Origin of the sequence: Desulfofundulus sp. TPOSR (assembly GCF_011393055.1) — a bacterium.
Lineage (GTDB): Bacteria > Bacillota > Desulfotomaculia > Desulfotomaculales > Desulfovirgulaceae > Desulfofundulus > Desulfofundulus kuznetsovii.
On sequence record NZ_JAAOEF010000001.1, the window covers coordinates 215,387 to 233,236 of the forward strand.

Below are 17,850 nucleotides of genomic sequence, written 5' to 3' on the forward strand. Positions count from 1 at the left end.
CAGCCGGAAGTGATAAACTGTTTGTAAATATTCAGTAAGCCCGGTTGGATGCGGCGCTGTCCCCGCTCACTCCAGTGCTCCGCGCCGACAGCACCGCGGCTCGCTTCGGACCGGCTCTGGCTCTCTGCGGATTGCCCGCCACTAATCATTCTTCGTTGTTACCTTTTGAAACAATATGTCTTAAAAGGTCCTCTTCCGGGTAGTTCATCATGCGTCCTCGAGAGCCGAGCCGGCAGCCTCGCTTCACCGGGTGCTGTTACCGGCGCTTCGCAAGTCGTTCGCTCCGGACAGCGCCGCATCCTCCTCATAACGGTTTTACTAAATATTTTCAACTGTTTGGTAACATGTCAGTGGAGGAAAGGAAGTCTTCTATGCCTTTTGATGGACTGGTAATGGCAGCGGTACGCAAAGAGTTGGAAAACGAACTGCTCGATAGACGCATTGAGAGAATCTACCAACCTTCTCCTCTGGAAATACATCTGCTCATCCACCGCCCGGGCACCCGGGCCCGCCTGTTGCTTTCCGCTCATCCGGAAAACGCCCGGGTACACTTAACCGGGCGGGTAAGGGAAAACCCCCCATCCCCACCGGTATTTTGCATGGTCCTGCGCAAGCACCTGGAGGGAGGCCGCATCCGGGGAATCCAACAGCGGGGGTTGGACCGGGTACTGGTTTTCCAGGTTCAGAGCTACAACGACCTGGGAGAACCCAGTTTGAAGGAACTGGTATGTGAAATCATGGGGCGGCACAGCAACATTATTCTGGTTAACCCCGGTACAAAGCAAATTATTGACGCCATCAAACGCTATACCTACGCCGTCAGCCGCCACCGGGAGGTTTTGCCCGGCCGGGAATATATACCCCCGCCGGAACAGCATAAACTAAATCCCCTGGAACTGAAAGAAGAGGAATTCCGCCAGGCGTTGCTCGAAGCTCCCCTGGAAACCCCCGTAGCTGCTATCTTGCAGCGTATCCTGGATGGGATTAGCCAGGTGATGGCGCGGGAGATCCTTTACCGGGCCGGACTGGCGCAAGACCTTATTCTGGATCATTGCGGGGAACATGAACTAGTGGTTTTGTGGCAGGCAATTCAACAAATGGCCGGCGCCATTGCCCGGGGAGAATTCCAACCTTCCCTGGTGCTGGACGAACAGGGCAGGCCCAGGGAATTTGCCGCCTTTGATCTAACCCATTTTCACCCTTTAACCCGCCGGCAGGGTACCATGAATACTTTGGTCGATCTCTTTTATACGGCCAGGGAAGAAGAGCAGGATTATCAAAGTAAAAAACAATCCCTGCTTACCGTTGTGCGGCGGGAGATGGGCCGCCTCTCCCAAAAGCTTTCCCTGCAGGAAGAAAGCCTGGCCAAAGCCGAACGGGCGGATGAATATAGAATCTTTGGAGAACTAATCATGGCCAACCTGTACCGCCTGGAAAAAGGTCTTAGTGAGGTTACCCTGGAAAATTTCTACGATCCGGAAAAAAAGATGGTAATCATCTCTCTCGATCCCCGCTTGAAACCGGTGCAAAATGCCCAGGCCTACTTTAAAAAATATACCAAGGCCAAACAAACCAGGGAGGAAACCGGAAACCGGATCGAACAAACCCAAAGGGAGCTGGAATATTTAAAAGGCGTAGAAACGGCCATTATCCAGGCCACAACCGTACCGGAGCTGGTGGAAATCAGGGAAGAACTGGAGGAACAGGGCTACTTGAAGCCGGCAAACAGGGAAAAGAAAAGGGAACCGGAAAAACCCCGGCCCCTTGTTTTTACTTCCAGCGATGGTTTTACCATTTTAGTGGGACGGAACAACAAGCAAAACGACTACCTCACCCTGCGCCTGGCCAAAGGTGAAGACGTCTGGCTGCACACCAAGGATATCCCCGGTTCCCACGTGCTCATTCGCACCGGCGGACGGACAGTACCGGAAACCACCCTGACCGAAGCTGCCTCCCTGGCCGCTTACTTCAGCCGGGCCAGGGAATCGCAAAACGTGCCGGTGGACTATACCCTGCGCAGAAACGTACACAAACCCCGGGGAGCCCGTCCCGGCTACGTTATATATACCGGACAGCGCACCCTCACCGTTAATCCCGATCAGGAACTGGTAGAAAGGCTCAAGGCGTAACCGCCGGAATCGCACCTTTTTTTAGGCTCAGCCCCCGGCAGCCAGCCTTAACCCCGCGGCGGCTATCATGTCCAGGTCTTCCTGTACTTCATTGCCCCGGGTGGTGAGATAGCTGCCGATCATCAGCCCGTTAACGGCCACCTCCAGGGCTTTTTGCTGCTTTTCCCCCAAACCGGGTTCCCTTCCCCCGCACAGGCGTAAAACGGCCCGGGGCATGATCAGGCGGAAAAGGGCCAGGGTTTTGAAGATCTCCTCTACCGGCAGGGACTTCTGTCCGGCCAGGGGCGTGCCGGGAATGGGGTTTAAAATGTTTACCGGAACTGATGTTACCCCCAGTTCCCGCAGCTCCAGGACCATTTCCAGCCGGTCGGCCATGGATTCCCCCATGCCGATGATCCCGCCGGAACAAACCTTTAATCCGGCCGCCTGGGCGGCCCGGATGGTGGCCACCCTCTCCTCAAAGGTATGGGTGGTGCAAATATGGGGGAAATAACTCCGGCTGGTTTCCAGATTATGATGATAGGTGGTTACCCCGGCTTCCCTTAAACGCCGGGCCTTATCCCCATCAATGATACCCAGGGAGGCACAGAGTTCCAGGCGGGTTTCGGCCCGCAGCACCCGGTAAGTGTCCAGCACCCGCCGAAAATCCTGCTCTCCAATGCCCCGGCCGCTGGTCACCAGGGCAAAACGCCGCGCCCCGGCGGCTTCCATGCGCCGGGCCTTTTCCAGGGCCTCTTCCGGCCCAAGCAAAGGATAGGTTTTCGCCCCGGTCCGGTAGCGGGAGGACTGGGCGCAAAAACGGCAGTCTTCACTGCAAAGACCAGACCGGGCATTAATGATGGAACAGAGCTCCACCTCCCGGCCCCCGAAGCGCTGGCGTACCTGCCGGGACAGGTCTAGCAACTCTCCCAACTTCTCCGGCGGCCAGCCGGCCAGGGCAAGGGCTTCTTCCCGGGTTAAGCCCTTCCCTTCCAGAACCTTACTTTTTATCTCCTGCCACATAAGCTAAAACCCCCCAAAAGATTTTCAGATACTGTCGCATAACTATCGGAGCGGCGGTCGTCCCCCGTCGCTCCGTGCTACGGGCCGGACGAAAAAGAAGTTCCCCGAAAAATACATGTGCTGCTCCGCAGCGGCAACCGAAATAGTTTGCTTTGTTGAAGCCCATCGATGCCGCTGCCATACTTGCCTCGGAGCAAACCTGGCAGCGCTGCATATGCGCCGGAAGTATACTTTCCTTATGAAAAGTTACAGCCTAAGTAACCCAATCATTATATCGATACTGGTACCAGCGCGATTCGCGCTGCCGGTATGCTAACCTCGGCAGCGCCGTGTTTCGTATCCGGCCCTCCGCAATGTCGCTCCTTGAGGGACGACCGCCGCCCATCTAGTGTCTGGTTTTGCGACATTATCTTTCAACTAATTATCCAGGCATGGGGTGTTGGGACGAACTTTTCCCTTGTTCATCGAGCGGCACCACGTCACCTTCAGCAAGGGGCGGTTTTTACTACGAAATACGGGATTAGGTGACTTTTTACTTACCCGTGACCACGGCTATGGATTCATAAGTGATCTCCAGGACCTGGTTCAGTTCCTCTTCCGACATGGCCAGTACGGGCATGAGTACGATCACATTATCAAGGGGACGGATAACCAGCCCCCGCCGGCGGGCCTCCAGGATCACCCGGTGGCCCACTTGCTCCTCCCTAGGGTAAGGTTGTTTGGTCTTTTTATCCGCTACCAGCTCAATACCCACCATCATACCCCGCTGGCGGATGTCCCCCACATGGGGCAACTCCCAGAAACCTTCCAGCTTGCGGTGCAGCAGTTCTATTTTAGGTTGCAGGGCGGCCAGCAAATTTTCCTTTTCAAATAACTCAATGCTGGCCAGGGCGGCAGCACAGGCCAGGGGGTTGCCCGTGTAGGTATGGCCATGATAAAAGGTCTTGCCTTCCTCCGGTTTACCCAGAAAGGCGCTGTAAACTTCATCGGTAGTCAGGGTGGCAGCAAGGGGAAGATAGCCCCCGGTAATACCCTTGGCCAGGCACATTAAATCGGGAGAAACCCCTTCGTGTTCACAGGCAAAGAGTCGACCTGTCCGGCCGAAACCCACCGCCACCTCATCGGCAATCAGCAGAACGTTATACCTGGTGCATAGTTCCCGCACCCGGCGAAGGAAACCGTCCGGTGCGGTGATCATCCCGGCGGCCCCCTGAACCAGGGGTTCGATGATCACGGCGGCAACCTCCTGATGGTGCTCCTTTAACAATTCCTCCAGCCGGTCCGCACAGGCCATCCCGCAGCTTTCCCTTTCTCTTTCCAGCGGGCAGCGGTAGCAATAGGGAGCGGGAGCATGCAGGCATTCAAAAAGCAGAGGTCTAAAAATACCGTGAAAAAGGGATATGCCGCCCACGCTGACCGAACCAATGGTGTCCCCATGGTAGGCTTCCACCAGGGAGATGAACTTCGTCTTGCTGCGGAAGCACCCCCCTTCCTTTTGCTGCCAGTATTGAAAGGCCATTTTTAAGGCAATCTCCACGGCGGTGGCCCCGGCGTCGGAGTAAAAAACTTTACTGAGTCCCGGGGGAGTAATCTCCACCAGCTTTTTGGCCAGGAGGATCGAGGGAACGTTGGCCAAACCCAACAGGGTAGAATGGGCTATTTCATCCAGCTGTTCTTTGATGGCCCGGTTTAATGCGGGATGACAGTGGCCGTGCACGGTCACCCAGAGGGACGAAACTCCATCCAGGTAGCGGTTTCCCTCTACATCAATAAGGTAGCTTCCCTCGCCCCGGGCAATGATCAAAGGTTTTTCCCTGGCATACTGCTGCATCTGGGTAAAAGGATGCCAGACGTACTCCTTGTCCCACTGTTCCAAAAGGGCGGGATCGTATTTAATCAAATCGAGCACCTCCGGAAGAAATAGACTGGATAAATGCCCGGTTGGCTGCCGCCCAGCACTCACCCAAAAATATGAGTATACTACCGGCGTTCCAGGTTTAAATGGCACATGGGGTTTCGAAAAGAGCCAGTAATCATGGTGAGTGCTGGGTTCACTCGCCCATTTTAAGCGGCAACGTTTTCATTTCATCCTGGGAGCAAGTACGTTTATCCTATATTAGTGCACCCTCAAATCCGGGGAACCAAATCCTCCCAGACTACAGTGTTTTCCACTGTCTCCACCAGCCCGTCAGCGCTCCCTTTTTCCACACTGACCCCCGGGAGGTAGGGTACTATCCCCAGCACGGGCACGCCGGTCATAGTTGCAATAATCCCCGGGTTGTCCTTTTCCGCAGTACCCGCCTCCCCTGCTTTTAGGCCGTTAATAATTATTCCGGCTACGGGAAGACCTCTGTTTTGAGCATAGGCTACGGTCAGCACGGTATGGTTGATGCTGCCCAGCCCCGGGCGGGCCACCACCAGCAGGGGCAGGGAAAGCTCACGGGCCAGGTCGGCCACGGTAAAGTCGGGACCGGAAAGGGGCACACACAACACCCCGGCCCCCTCTACCAGGACCAGCTCGTGGCGTTGAAGCACTTCCCGGCAAAAATCCACCACCCGTGACGGTTCAACTCTTTCCCCCGAAAGCTTTGCGGCCAGGTGAGGGGAAACAGCAGGGGTAAAACGATAAAGGTTCAGCTCATCTATGGACTGGGGCAGGCCGGCCACATGACGGTAAAAAACTACATCCTCGGGGACTAACCGCCCCTTGGCCTCAATTGCCCCGCTCTGTACCGGTTTTATGGCTACGGCATCAATTCCACGGCGACGCCAGACCCCCACCAGGGCGGCGGTGATCACTGTCTTGCCCACACCGGTATCAGTACTGGTAACCAGGTATCCCCTGCCCATTAAAACACCTCCCGGTGGACCGGATTGACGGATTGTAGTGTCTTATATACCCTGCCGCCAACCAGGGAGGCTACCAGGGATAAAAACAGATCCCCCGGTGCACAGACAATGGCTCCAAACCATACCGCCTGGGCCAGGGTGAAGGGTTTTTGCACCACGTAATTTAAAATTATGTACAGGTGGACCACTCCCAGGACGTAAACCACCACGAGCCCGGCCATACTGGCCAAAAAATAACCGGGTACTCCCTTCTCCCTTACCCTTTCTACAACCGCCCCGATAACGTAAGCGCCCAGGGCAAATCCCACCAGGTAACCAAAGGTGGGCTGCAGCACGTAGGCCGGGCCGCCACCCTGGGCAAAAATGGGCAGTCCGGCCAATCCCAGGGCAAGATAGATTATCTGGCTCAAAAAAGCAAGCCGCTTGCCCAACAAAAGCCCGGCAAAGAGGACAAAGAGAAACTGCAGGGTAAAGGGCACATAAGGAATGGGAATCTTAATGAAAGCTCCCACTGCCGTCAGGGCGGCAAACATGGACACCAGAACCATTTCTTTTACCGACAGCCGCAAAATCCTATCCCTCCTATCGTTAACTATTAATAAATGTTTGGTTAACAAATAATATACAAAAACCCTTTCCTCAAGTCAACCAAAATTGCCTTATTCCTGGGAGGCCGTTCTCCTGGGGGCACTGTTTGGCCCAGACAACCGTCGCCTCAAAACTGCAAATTGGGCCGGGTTTAACCCGGCCCGTTCAGTCATCCTGTTCAATCATTAAGATAAATACGCGGTACCCGCTTACTGATCAAGCAAACCATCTCATAATTAATTGTGCCCATATGGGAGGCCACTTCCTCAACGGGTAAAAACTGCCCCCCCTGCACTCCAAAGAGAACGACCTCGTCCCCCGGCCGCACCCCCGGAATCCGGGTTACGTCCACCATGCACTGGTCCATGCACACCCGGCCCACCAGCGGGGCCCGCTGCCCGTGAATTAACACTTCGGCCTTATTGGACAACAGCCGGGACCAGCCGTCGGCATAGCCAAGGGGGAGAGTAGCAATAACCGAGGGGCCGGTGGTGGTAAATTTGCGGCCGTAGCTGATGGAAGTACCAGCCGGCACCTGTTTAACATAAGCTACCCGGGTTTTTAGCTGCATAGCCGGTTTTAAATCAATCACCCGCCGCACATCGGGAGAAGGCCACAGGCCGTACAAAATAATACCCGTCCGTACCATATCCAGATGCATTTCCGGTAAATCCAGGGTGGTGGCACTGTTGGCCACGTGTTTAAGCGGTATGGCTACGCCCCGGGCTTCAATGCCGGCCACTGCTTCTTTAAAGCGGTCGAACTGCCAGCGGGTGTAAGCTTTGTCCTGTTCGTCGGCGCAGGCCATGTGGGTATAGACCCCTTCGATAAAGATATTCGGCAGCCGGGATACGGCCTCAGCAAAATCCGGTGCCTCAGAAGGAAAGACACCGATACGGCCCATACCCGTGTCCACCTTTATGTGTACCCGGGCGGTTTTCCCCGCGGCTGCGGCAGCAGCAGAAATGGCCTGGACTGCATCCAGGGAAAAAACGGTCTGGGTCAGATCATGCTCCACCAAAAAGGACGCCTGTTCCGGGGGGGTATAACCCAGGATCAGGATGGGGGCGGTTATACCTCCCCGGCGCAGGGCCAGGGCTTCATCCAAAATAGCTACGGCCAGGCACTCGGCGCCATTGGCCAGGGCTGCCCGGGCCACGGGCAGCGCCCCGTGACCGTAAGCATCGGCCTTGACCACGGCCATCAGCTTTGTACCCGGTTGAAGCAATTTGCGGATCTCCCGCACGTTATGGGCAACGGCCCCCAGATTTACCTCTACCCAAACTGGACGGCCGTTACTGCAACTTTCGGTGATCATACCAGAACCCCTTTTGGTACCATTGATAAAAACCTGAAGCGGTAATCATCCCTTCCACACCTATCCGAACATACGTGGCAGGTTCTTTCTCAAAATTATCTGCTATAAAGGCAGGAGGCCTCTCAGGGGAGAGGCCCTTTACTTATTTTACTGCTCCGCAAACCACCGGGCAAGTACGTGTTAGGAAATGCGCATTAAATCCACCGGCACATCCATCAATTCATGCAGCGGTGTGTACTCCAGATTCAGGGCTTCGGCCACGGCCTTGTACGTTACCTTACCGTCCATTACGTTCACGCCCCGGGCCAGGGCAATGTCATCCTTGACCGCCTGGGCCAGGCCTTTATTGGCCAACTCCAGGGCGTAGGGCAGGGTAACGTTGGTCAGGGCATAGGTGGAAGTCCGGGCAACAGCACCGGGTATGTTGGCCACAGCATAGTGAATGACTCCATGCTTGACATAGGTTGGATTGGAGTGGGTGGTCACCCGGTCGGCAGTTTCCACACAACCACCCTGGTCAATAGCCACATCCACAATAACGGACCCGGGTTGCATGGCTTTAACCATCTCTTCCGTGACCAGCTTGGGAGCCCTGGCCCCAGGGATGAGTACCGCCCCAATGACCAGGTCAGCTTCCTTAACGGCTTCCTTGATGTTATAACTCGTGGAAATGAGGGTTTTGATGCGGGGACCGAAAATATCGTCCAGATAGCGCAAACGTTCGGCATTCTTGTCGATAATGGTTACATCTGCCCCCATGCCCACGGCAATTTTGGCCGCATTGGTACCCACGGTACCCCCGCCAATGATAACCACTTTAGCCGGGGGTACCCCGGGAACCCCGCCCAGGAGCACCCCCCGACCACCGTAGGGCTTTTCCAGGAACTGGGCGCCAATCTGGACGGACATACGGCCGGCCACTTCGCTCATGGGCATGAGCAGCGGCAGGATACCCCGGTTGGTCTGAATGGTTTCGTAGGCAATGCCCGTAACCTTTTTTGCCAGCAATGCCCTCGTAAGTTCCGGTTCAGGAGCCAGGTGCAGATAGGTGAAGAGTAACTGACCCTCTTTAAATAAATCGTATTCGTCCGGCAGGGGTTCTTTAACCTTCATGATCATGTCGGCCTGCTCGTAAACATCCGCCTTGGCAGGCAACATGCGGGCGCCGGCGGCCACATACTCCTCATCGGTGATGCCGCTGCCCAGACCGGCCCCGGCTTCAATAACCACCTGGTGTCCCGCTTTAACCAGGGCTTCTACACCGGAGGGTGTGATACCGACCCGGTTCTCATTATCCTTTATCTCCCTGGGCACACCAACGATCATTTTCCGTACCTCCTTTTCCTACTTCTCTATTAACAGCGTACATATACAGCGCTACCGGTTACTATTCTTTTGACCAATCATTTCCCCCCGAACAAGAAAAGAAGGAGCCAAAAAGTAGTGCACATTGTGACAACTGGATTTCCCCAGGTCCGGACCTTCTACACCAGGTGTGATGTCCAATGTATTCCTGCTATGACCCTCACCCAGGTGGCCCGTCAGGTTCACCTAAGCCCGGCCTATTTAAGCCGCCTGTTCAAACAGCGCACGGCCAGAGTTTTATCGATTACCTTACCCAGGTCCGGCTTAACGAAGCCAAGGCCCTCCTGCTGGCCGGGGAAAAAACCATCGACCAGATTGCCAGCGCAGTGGGATTTAACAACAACAGCTATTTTACTGCCGTATTTAAAAAACGGGAGGGGGTTACCCCCTCGGAGTTCCGCCAGCGCCGGAGAGGTGACGGCTCCCGGGTTTGACTGCGGGGATACCCTGCCGGCACAGGGGGCATTCTTCCGGGCTGTAGCTAACCGCCGGAACGGTTAACAGTGCCCGGAGGGGCACACCCAGATCAACCGTTCCATTGCTGCGGTCGACCAGTGCGGCGGCTCCCACAACCTGTGCCCCGGCCTCCCGGACCACCGCAATCACTTCCCGCACCGACCCGCCGGTGGTAATCACATCCTCCACCACCAGCACCCGCTCCCCGGGAGACAGCACAAAGCCCCGCCGCAGGGTCATTACCCCGTTTTCCCTTTCGGTGAAAAGACTCCTGGCTCCCAGTGCCCGGGCTACTTCATAGGACACCAGTATGCCGCCCAGGGCCGGGCCAATAACAGTATCCACGTCTTTAAGCCCTTCGTTTATCCATCCCCGGGCCAGTTCCCGGCACAACAACTCGCAATACCGGGGGTGTTCCAGCACCCGGGCACACTGGAAGTAACGGTCGCTGTGGCGACCGGACGTAAGCACAAAGTGACCGGTAAGCATGGCACCGGTTTTTTCAAAGATAGAAAGAATTTCTTCACGGTTGAGCAAAGCTAATTCACCTCAAATGTCAATTTGAAGAATATTATACCAGTTCGTTTGCTTAAGGAATGCCCTACGGGCATAAATCACACAATAAAAATGCCGCGTTGTCCTGCCCGCCAAAAAGGAGGCAGGCTAATGGGTAGACGGCGTGGAGGATTGATGTCCGACAGGCTGAAATACGAGTTAGCCGAAGAGCTGGGAGTAGCCGATCTGGTGCGCAGGGAGGGCTGGGGCAGCGTTTCCTCGCGGAACTGCGGTAACCTGGTCCGACTGGCCATTGAAAGGGCTGAGCGGGCAATGATGCAGGGACAATAGCGGCGGGGGGTGCGCTTTTAAATAGAAGCGCACCCTCTTTTATACACTCGCCCCCATTTCATCCAGTACCGCCCTGGCGGCTTCTACCGGGTCCGGGGCGGCAATAACTGGACGGCCCACCACCAGGTGGCTGGCCCCGGCTGCCAGAGCACCGGCAGGGGTCACAACTCGTTTCTGGTCGCCGCAGGCGGCCCCGGCCGGGCGGATACCGGGGGTAATGATTAAAAAGTCCGGTCCGCAGGACTGCCGGATGGCCGCCGCTTCCTGGGCCGAAGCCACCACGCCGTCCAGACCGCACTCTTTGGCCAGCAAGGCCCAGGCCACCACCCGGTCCAAAATAGGCCCGGAGAGACCCAGTTCCCGGTTAAAAGCAGGCTGATCGATGCTGGTAAGCACGGTAACGGCAATAACCAGCGGGCGGGGAATGCCCAGGGCTGTCGATTCCTCCCTGCAGGACTCTAACGCCGCCCGCATCATGGCGCGCCCGCCGGCGGCATGGACGTTGAACATGGCCACCCCCAGCCTGGTGAGAACCCGGGCTGCCTGGGCCACGGTATTGGGGATATCGTGAAGTTTTAAGTCTAAAAACACTTTCACTCCCCGCCAGCACAATCCCTCCACCACCGCCGGCCCCTGGCTGTAAAACAGCTGCATGCCGATCTTGAACATGCCCGCCCATGGCTTGAGCTGTTCCACAAGATCAAGGGCCTGTTCCGTAGACTCCACATCCAGAGCAATAATTAATTTTTTCCTGGCCTCATCGATGTTCACAAAAACCCTCCTTAAACGGGACGGTGCGCTGATCCCCGCCAACCCCGGTATGCTTGGCAGACCGCTCGCCAGGAACCGGACCGTCCCCTACGACCTTGTTTCGGCGATAATAGCTGCAAGCTATGACATAACCTGTACCAGGTACTGTCGCAAAACCAAAGACGGTACGAGCGACGGTCGTCCTTAAGGAGCGACCCAGCACTCACTAGAACAACTCTTTCGTTAGAATAGCCATTGAGCATATGTAAATAACGTTACCCAGAAGGAGTACCTTACCAGTGAGTGCTGGGTTTTGTCCGGCCCGTAGCACGGAGCGACGGGGGACGACCGCCGCCCCAGGTAGTTATGCGACAGTATCTACTAGAGACTACATGTGGGCCGCCCCGATTAACTCTTGAATATCCGGTACCCCTTCTTCCACTAGAAATCTTTCAATCCCATCAATAATGTCCATGGTGGCCCGGGGGTTAATGAAGTTGGCCGTCCCCACGGCTACGGCGGTGGCCCCGGCCATGATGAATTCCAGGGCATCCTCGGCCGTAACGATGCCCCCCATGCCCACAATGGGAACCTTTAAGGCCTGGTAAACCTGCCACACCGCCCTTACCGCCACCGGCCTGATGGCCGGGCCGGATAGACCGCCCATGACGTTGGCCAGGGCCGGGCAGCGACGGCGAATGTCTATGGCCATTCCCAGGAGGGTGTTGATCATGGACAGGGCATCGGCCCCCGCCTCCACCACCGCTTCCGCCAGCCGGACAATACTGGTCACATTGGGAGAAAGCTTGACCACCACCGGAAGTCGGGTAGCCCCCTTTACTGCCCGCACCACGGCGGCAGCCGAATCGGGATCGGCACCAAAGGCCAGACCCCCCTTTTTGACATTTGGGCAAGAAATATTTACCTCCAGTCCCGCCACGCCCGGCACCTCGTCTAACCTGGCCGCCAGGGCGGCGTAATCCTCAACCGTATCCCCGGCAATGTTCACGATTACCGGCAGGTCAAACTGCCTTAGATAAGGCAGGGCTACTTCGATGAAGTGATCCACACCGGGATTTTGCAAACCAATGGCGTTCAAGATACCCGCCGGTGTTTCCACAATGCGCGGTGGAGGGTTTCCCTGGCGGGGCAAAAGGGTGATGCCTTTGACCACAATGGCCCCCAGGCGGTTTAAATCAACAAATGGGGCATACTCGGAGCCGAAGCCAAAAGTACCCGAGGCGGTGGTCACGGGATTTTTCATCCGTATACCGGCAACGTTTACGGCAAGGTTGGGTTTGGCCATATAAAACATCCCCTCTTTCTAGTCCCAGACCAGCTGCTCCGCCGGGAAAACCGGCCCCTCCACGCATACCCGCCGGTACTGAAAGGGTTCGCCGCCTTTGCCGGCGGTTTTACAAACGCAGGAAAGGCAGGCTCCCACCCCGCAGCCCATGCGCTCCTCCAGGGAAAATTCCCCGGGTACATCAAACCTGGCTAAAAGCGAAGCCGTTTGGCGCAGCATACGCCGGGGACCGCAGGCGTAAACCATGTCCGCCCCTTCGCCGGCCAGTATTTTTTCCAGCAAGTCCGTCACCGGACCATGATAGCCGCAAGAACCGTCATCAGTGGCCACATCCAGCTCAAAGGGGGCGGTATATCCCTCCTTTCCCACCGGCAACTGGTGGGCACTGCGGGCGCCCACCAGTAAACAAACCTGGTTTTTTCTTTGTACCAATTCGTGCCCTAAAAAAACAAGGGGAGCCACACCGATGCCGCCTCCTACCAGAACCACCCGCTGCCCCGGCTCCGGCAGGGTGAAACCGCGGCCCAGGGGTCCCATTACCGCAAGTTGCTCTCCCTTTCTCTTCGCAGCCAGCAAAGCAGTGCCCCTTCCCACCACCTGATAAAGAAAAAGCAACTCTCCCTTCCTCCGGTTTACCCCGTGGATGCTTAACGGGCGGCGCAACAGGGGATCCAGGCTATCGGTACAACGTATGTAAACAAACTGGCCCGGAACGGCACAAGAAGCGATCACGGGGGCATAAAGGGTCAACCGGTATTGCCCCGGCCCCACTCGCTCCTGCTGTACGATATTGGCGGGCATATCAGCTACCATACAAGGCTGCCTCCTGTAGTTTAATTAATGAAATTTTTTATGGGGGGCCACAGTTCAACAGGGAATTTGATGCTTGGCAGCGAATATTTCCCTCTGGTTTTGCCCTAAGCTGACAGGTCCTTTGGGTTATTGAACTGTAGCGGAGAAAAAAGCAGAACAGGAGAGACGACCTCATGAACCTTTTGGGGATGGCCAGGTTGTTACTTCTATTCTTTTTACCATGGTCTATCTCCTTTTCCCCGCCGGCCCATTCTGCCTCATCTGCTAATTTCCATGCAGGTTATGGAAACCGGGTGGCGGTGCTTATGTACCACCATATCAGCGATACCAGCCGGGGCCCAGCGGTAATTACTCCCCGGCTGTTTCAGGCACACCTGGACACCTTGAAAAAGGAAGGCTACAATGTTATTTCCGCGGAAAGGCTGGCCCGGTTTTTGTCCGGAAAGGATACCATACCTCCCAAAGCAGTGGTAATTACCTTTGACGACGGGTATGAATCTTTCTATACCTACGCCTACCCGGAACTAAAAAAAAGAAATATGACGGCCACCTGCTTTGTCATTGTGAAGTCGGTAGGTGACCCAAAGGAGAGAATACCCAAGCTGACCTGGGAACAAATGCGGGAAATGCAGGCCAGTGGCATGAGTTTTTATCCTCACTCTTATGACAGCCACTACCAGGCCAGGTTCGCCCCGGGCGTACCCGCCGCCCGGTATATAAGGCCCGCCCTGGCAGGCCCAATCTGGCTGGGCAAGCTGAACCGGCGGGAAACACAGGAAGAATATGAGGCTCGGGTGAGGGCGGATCTGCTCAAGGCAAAAGAAGTCATGGAAATGGAGCTGGGTCGGCCTATGGACCATTTTTGCTGGCCTTACGGGGCCGATAGCCCCACCGCAGCCAGAATTGCCCGCTCCCTTGGCTACAAGTACCTTTACTATATACGCAAAGGCTTAAACGACCCCCACATCACCGACGGTTTCATCCGGCGGATCAATGCGGGTAGCCCGGACGTCACTCCGGAAATTTTGATTCGCAAAATCGAAAAGTATTCCTTGCTTACCTCCGCCCGTCAGTGGTGCCTGGCCCTTTCCCCCCTTTACCCGGCACTGCTCAAGCCAACCTTTGTCGCCCTTGAATCAATTTAGAACCTTAAACCCCTTTAAAAAAGTAGCGGGGAAAAACCCGGGGTTGGTGCGCCCGGGGCTAGTTTTCTCCACTGGCCAGCTCCTGGATGGGAGTAAGATCCATATCCGCGCCATCCTGGATGGAAATAAGGACTTCCAGGATGGCCCGGGCGGTATCCAGGGAGGTCAGGCAGGGGACACCGTGTTCCACCGCCGCCCGGCGGATGCGGAAACCGTCCCGCTCCGGAGCCCTGCCCCGGGTGAGGGTGTTGATGACCAGGTGGATCTTCCCCGCCCGGATGAGATCCACGATATGGGGGGAACCTTCCCGCACCTTGTTCACCCGTTCCACCTCCAGGCCATTTTCCTGCAAAAAGGTCGCTGTCCCGGCAGTGGCGCAAATATTGTATCCCAGACGGACCAACCCCTTTAAAAGGGGCAGGGCCTCTTTTTTATCCTTGTCCGCAATGGTGGCCAGGATGGTGCCGTTCCGGGGGATGCTGTAGCCGGCCGCCACCAGGGCCTTGTATAACGCTGCCGGGTAGCTGCTGTCCACTCCCATGACCTCGCCGGTGGATTTCATTTCCGGCCCCAGGGAGATATCCACCTGGAGCAGTTTGGCAAAGCTGAAGACGGGAGCCTTGACCCCGAAATAACGGCCCTCCGGGTAAAGGCCGCCCTCGTAACCCAGGTCCTTTAATTTGCGGCCCAGAATAACCTTCGTGGCCAGGCTGACCATGGGAATGCCGGTGATTTTGCTCATGTAGGGCACCGTGCGGCTGGCCCGCGGGTTTACTTCCAGCACGTAGACCTGCCCGTTGTAAAGCACGTACTGGATGTTGATCATTCCCCGCACATTTAAAGCCCGGGCCAACCGGGTGGTGTAGTCCACCAGCTGGGCCTTTACCTCCGGGGTGATCCTGTTAGCCGGGTAAACGGCTATACTATCCCCGGAGTGAACGCCGGCCCGCTCGATATGCTTCATGATTCCAGGAATCAACACCGTCTCCCCGTCGGCTATGGCATCTACTTCCAGCTCCTCGCCCTGCAAGTACTTATCCACCAGCACCGGGTGCTCGGGGGTGACCCTGACCGCATTGGCCATGTAGTTGAGCAGTTCTTCATGATTATAGACAATCTCCATGGCCCGACCACCTAGTACATAGGAGGGCCTGACCAGCACGGGAAACCCAATTTCCCGGGCGATGTTCACTGCTTCGCCCACGGAAAAAGCCGTCCTTCCCGGCGGTTTTGGAATACCCAGTTCCACGAGCAGTTGATCGAAACGCTCCCGGTCTTCCGCCCGGTCGATATCCTCCACTGCCGTACCTAAAATGGGGATGCCGGCTCTGGCCAGGGGAACGGCCAGGTTAATGGCCGTCTGACCACCAAACTGAACAATTACCCCCTCGGGGCGTTCCTTCCTCAGAATGTTCAAGACGTCTTCCAAAACAAGGGGCTCAAAGTAAAGCCGGTCGGCAGTATCAAAGTCTGTACTGACCGTCTCCGGGTTATTGTTTATGATAATTGCTTTAACACCTTCTTCCCGCAGGGCCCACACCGAGTGCACTGAGCAGTAGTCGAACTCGATACCCTGCCCGATACGAATGGGCCCCGAGCCCAGGACCACCACTTTGCGTACAGCGGTGTTATGCGCTTCGTCCTCATGATCGTAACAGGAATAGTAGTAAGGGGTAACGGCCTCAAATTCTGCCGCACAGGTATCCACCATTTTATAAACGGGCTTGATTCCGCAATCTTCCCGCAGGGCCCGTATTTTGGCCTCGTCCTGGCCGGTAATTTGGGCCAGATAGGCGTCGGCAAAGCCCATTTCCTTGGCCCGGCGCAAAAGGTCCGGCGTTAAGGCCGCCGGTCCCTGGCGGCGGATCTTCCGCTCCAGCTGCACAATGTTTTGGATCTTGTCCAGGAAAAAGCGGTCAATGCCCGTTAAGGCCCGGACCCTGTCCACAAGCATCCCCCGGCGTAAAGCTTCGGCCACCACAAACAGGCGCATATCTTCGGCCCGGGACAGCTTGGTTTCAATCTCTTCATCGCTCAACTGTTCCATCTCCGGGACCAAAAGACCCACCAGGCCGATTTCCAGGGAGCGTACCGCCTTTAACAGGGCACCTTCCAGGGTCCGGTCTATGGCCATAACTTCCCCGGTGGCCTTCATCTGGGTGCCCAGGGTGCGGTCGGCCAGGGCAAATTTGTCAAAGGGCCAGCGGGGGAATTTCAACACCACGTAGTCTATGGAAGGTTCAAAGCAGGCATAGGTTTTACCTGTAACCGCGTTTTTAATCTCGTCCAGGGTCAACCCCACGGCAACCTTGCTGGACACCTTGGCGATGGGGTAACCGGTAGCCTTGGAGGCCAGGGCCGAAGAACGGGATACCCGGGGGTTGACCTCAATTACATAATATTTGTAGCTGTTGGGATCCAGGGCAAACTGCACATTGCAGCCCCCCTCCACCCCCAAAGCCCGAATGATGTTCAGGGAAGCGGTACGCAGCATCTGGAATTCCTTGTCACTCAAAGTTTGCACGGGAGCAACCACAATGCTGTCCCCGGTATGAATGCCCATGGGGTCGATATTTTCCATGCTGCAGATGATGATGCAGTTGTCGGCGCTGTCCCGCATCACCTCAAACTCGATTTCCTTCCAACCCACCAGGCCCTTTTCCACGAGCACCTGGTGAATAATGCTGGCCTTTAAACCACGGGTGACGGTAGCCTTCAGTTCATCCATGTCATAGACCATGCCCCCGCCGGTACCCCCCAGGGTGTAGGCAGGGCGAACCACCAGGGGAAAGCCGATTTCCCGGGCGAAGGCCACCGCTTCATCAACACTGCTGACAATGGTGCTCTCAGGAATGGGCTCGCCAATGCGTTCCATGGTAAGCTTAAATTCTTCCCGGTCTTCGGCCCGGCGGATGGCTTCCAGGGGCGTACCCAAAAGCTGTACCCCCTCGGCCTCCAGCACCCCGGTGTTCGCCAGTTGCAGGGCCATGTTGAGACCCACCTGGCCGCCCAGGCTGGGCAAAAGGCCGTCCGGTTTTTCCTTGCGGATGACCCGGGCAATAAACTCAGGAGTTAAAGGTTCGATATATACCCGGTCGGCCATGTTGGCATCGGTCATGATGGTAGCCGGGTTGCTGTTTACCAGCACCACTTCCAGCCCTTCTTCCCGCAAAGCGCGGCAGGCCTGGGTACCGGCGTAGTCAAATTCCGCCGCCTGGCCGATGACAATGGGCCCGGAGCCAATGACCATTACCTTGCGCAGTCCCTTTTTCAACGGCATGT

General features: G+C 56.3%; 15 protein-coding genes. 4 read left to right on the forward strand and 11 right to left on the reverse strand.

What is annotated here, in order from left to right:
* Positions 1–371 precede the first annotated feature (371 nt).
* Positions 372–2,129, forward strand: coding sequence for an NFACT family protein (locus G7K71_RS01195; protein WP_166342906.1), 1,758 nt, complete (start codon positions 372–374; stop codon positions 2,127–2,129).
* A 27-nt stretch (positions 2,130–2,156) separates the two neighbouring features.
* On the opposite strand, the gene bioB is transcribed toward G7K71_RS01195, so the two are convergent.
* The 6 genes from bioB to ald all read right to left on the reverse strand — a co-directional run bounded on the left by bioB (position 2,157) and on the right by ald (position 9,213).
* A complete protein-coding gene (gene bioB, locus G7K71_RS01200; protein ID WP_166342908.1) occupies positions 2,157–3,131 on the reverse strand; it encodes a biotin synthase BioB in 975 nt (324 codons plus the stop codon).
* 532 nt (positions 3,132–3,663) lie between these two features.
* Positions 3,664–5,031 carry an adenosylmethionine--8-amino-7-oxononanoate transaminase gene (bioA, locus tag G7K71_RS01205; RefSeq protein ID WP_207712573.1) on the reverse strand — a complete coding sequence of 456 codons (1,368 nt, stop codon included), beginning with the start codon at positions 5,029–5,031 and terminating at the stop codon, positions 3,664–3,666.
* A 227-nt stretch (positions 5,032–5,258) separates the two neighbouring features.
* Entirely contained in the window at positions 5,259–5,981 is a 723-nt protein-coding gene (gene bioD, locus G7K71_RS01210; protein ID WP_166342910.1) for a dethiobiotin synthase, read from the reverse strand.
* Positions 5,981–6,550, reverse strand: coding sequence for a biotin transporter BioY (locus G7K71_RS01215; RefSeq protein ID WP_207712575.1), 570 nt, complete (start codon positions 6,548–6,550; stop codon positions 5,981–5,983). Before G7K71_RS01215 ends, bioD begins: the two co-directional genes overlap by 1 nt.
* 197 nt (positions 6,551–6,747) lie before the next feature.
* Entirely contained in the window at positions 6,748–7,887 is a 1,140-nt protein-coding gene (gene alr / locus G7K71_RS01220) for an alanine racemase (RefSeq protein WP_166342912.1), read from the reverse strand.
* 180 nt (positions 7,888–8,067) lie between these two features.
* Complete coding sequence (gene ald / locus G7K71_RS01225) at positions 8,068–9,213, reverse strand: alanine dehydrogenase (RefSeq protein ID WP_166342914.1); 1,146 nt, start codon at positions 9,211–9,213, stop codon at positions 8,068–8,070.
* Positions 9,214–9,392: 179 nt separating this feature from the next.
* On the opposite strand from ald, the gene G7K71_RS20130 reads away from it, so the two are divergent.
* Positions 9,393–9,686: a helix-turn-helix transcriptional regulator gene (locus G7K71_RS20130; RefSeq protein WP_166342916.1), complete on the forward strand. Its 294-nt coding sequence runs from the start codon at positions 9,393–9,395 to the stop codon at positions 9,684–9,686.
* Here G7K71_RS20130 and pyrE read toward each other — a convergent pair.
* Positions 9,634–10,245, reverse strand: coding sequence for an orotate phosphoribosyltransferase (pyrE, locus tag G7K71_RS01235; RefSeq protein WP_166342918.1), 612 nt, complete (start codon positions 10,243–10,245; stop codon positions 9,634–9,636). The genes G7K71_RS20130 and pyrE overlap by 53 nt on opposite strands.
* A gap of 129 nt (positions 10,246–10,374) precedes the next feature.
* Between pyrE and G7K71_RS01240 the strand changes: the two genes are divergently transcribed.
* Complete coding sequence (locus tag G7K71_RS01240; RefSeq protein ID WP_013822389.1) at positions 10,375–10,554, forward strand: small, acid-soluble spore protein, alpha/beta type; 180 nt, start codon at positions 10,375–10,377, stop codon at positions 10,552–10,554.
* A gap of 39 nt (positions 10,555–10,593) precedes the next feature.
* Here G7K71_RS01240 and pyrF read toward each other — a convergent pair whose 3' ends face one another.
* From pyrF to G7K71_RS01255, 3 genes are all read right to left on the reverse strand, one after another.
* A complete protein-coding gene (gene pyrF / locus G7K71_RS01245) occupies positions 10,594–11,325 on the reverse strand; it encodes an orotidine-5'-phosphate decarboxylase (protein ID WP_166342920.1) in 732 nt (243 codons plus the stop codon).
* 367 nt (positions 11,326–11,692) lie between these two features.
* Positions 11,693–12,610 carry a dihydroorotate dehydrogenase gene (locus G7K71_RS01250; protein WP_166342922.1) on the reverse strand — a complete coding sequence of 306 codons (918 nt, stop codon included), beginning with the start codon at positions 12,608–12,610 and terminating at the stop codon, positions 11,693–11,695.
* Between the two features lie 18 nt (positions 12,611–12,628).
* A complete protein-coding gene (locus G7K71_RS01255) occupies positions 12,629–13,423 on the reverse strand; it encodes a dihydroorotate dehydrogenase electron transfer subunit (RefSeq protein ID WP_166342924.1) in 795 nt (264 codons plus the stop codon).
* A gap of 305 nt (positions 13,424–13,728) precedes the next feature.
* Between G7K71_RS01255 and G7K71_RS01260 the strand changes: the two genes are divergently transcribed.
* Complete coding sequence (locus G7K71_RS01260; protein ID WP_166342926.1) at positions 13,729–14,568, forward strand: polysaccharide deacetylase family protein; 840 nt, start codon at positions 13,729–13,731, stop codon at positions 14,566–14,568.
* A 58-nt stretch (positions 14,569–14,626) separates the two neighbouring features.
* On the opposite strand, the gene carB is transcribed toward G7K71_RS01260, so the two are convergent.
* Positions 14,627–17,848 (reverse strand): carbamoyl-phosphate synthase large subunit, encoded by a 3,222-nt coding sequence (gene carB / locus G7K71_RS01265; RefSeq protein WP_166342928.1) that lies wholly within the window; start codon positions 17,846–17,848, stop codon positions 14,627–14,629.
* Positions 17,849–17,850 lie beyond the last annotated feature (2 nt).

What these genes read in the sequence shown, in the direction of transcription:
- bioB (WP_166342908.1), bottom strand. Translation starts at nt 3,131, where the DNA reads ATGTGGCAGGAGATAAAAAGTAAGGTTCTGGAAGGGAAGGGCTTAACC.
- bioD (WP_166342910.1), bottom strand. Translation starts at nt 5,981, where the DNA reads ATGGGCAGGGGATACCTGGTTACCAGTACTGATACCGGTGTGGGCAAG.
- G7K71_RS01260 (WP_166342926.1), top strand. Translation starts at nt 13,729, where the DNA reads ATGTACCACCATATCAGCGATACCAGCCGGGGCCCAGCGGTAATTACT.
- G7K71_RS01255 (WP_166342924.1), bottom strand. Translation starts at nt 13,423, where the DNA reads ATGGTAGCTGATATGCCCGCCAATATCGTACAGCAGGAGCGAGTGGGG.
- carB (WP_166342928.1), bottom strand. Translation starts at nt 17,848, where the DNA reads ATGCCGTTGAAAAAGGGACTGCGCAAGGTAATGGTCATTGGCTCCGGG.
- G7K71_RS20130 (WP_166342916.1), top strand. Translation starts at nt 9,393, where the DNA reads ATGTATTCCTGCTATGACCCTCACCCAGGTGGCCCGTCAGGTTCACCT.
- ald (WP_166342914.1), bottom strand. Translation starts at nt 9,213, where the DNA reads ATGATCGTTGGTGTGCCCAGGGAGATAAAGGATAATGAGAACCGGGTC.
- G7K71_RS01250 (WP_166342922.1), bottom strand. Translation starts at nt 12,610, where the DNA reads ATGGCCAAACCCAACCTTGCCGTAAACGTTGCCGGTATACGGATGAAA.
- alr (WP_166342912.1), bottom strand. Translation starts at nt 7,887, where the DNA reads ATGATCACCGAAAGTTGCAGTAACGGCCGTCCAGTTTGGGTAGAGGTA.
- G7K71_RS01240 (WP_013822389.1), top strand. Translation starts at nt 10,375, where the DNA reads ATGGGTAGACGGCGTGGAGGATTGATGTCCGACAGGCTGAAATACGAG.
- G7K71_RS01195 (WP_166342906.1), top strand. Translation starts at nt 372, where the DNA reads ATGCCTTTTGATGGACTGGTAATGGCAGCGGTACGCAAAGAGTTGGAA.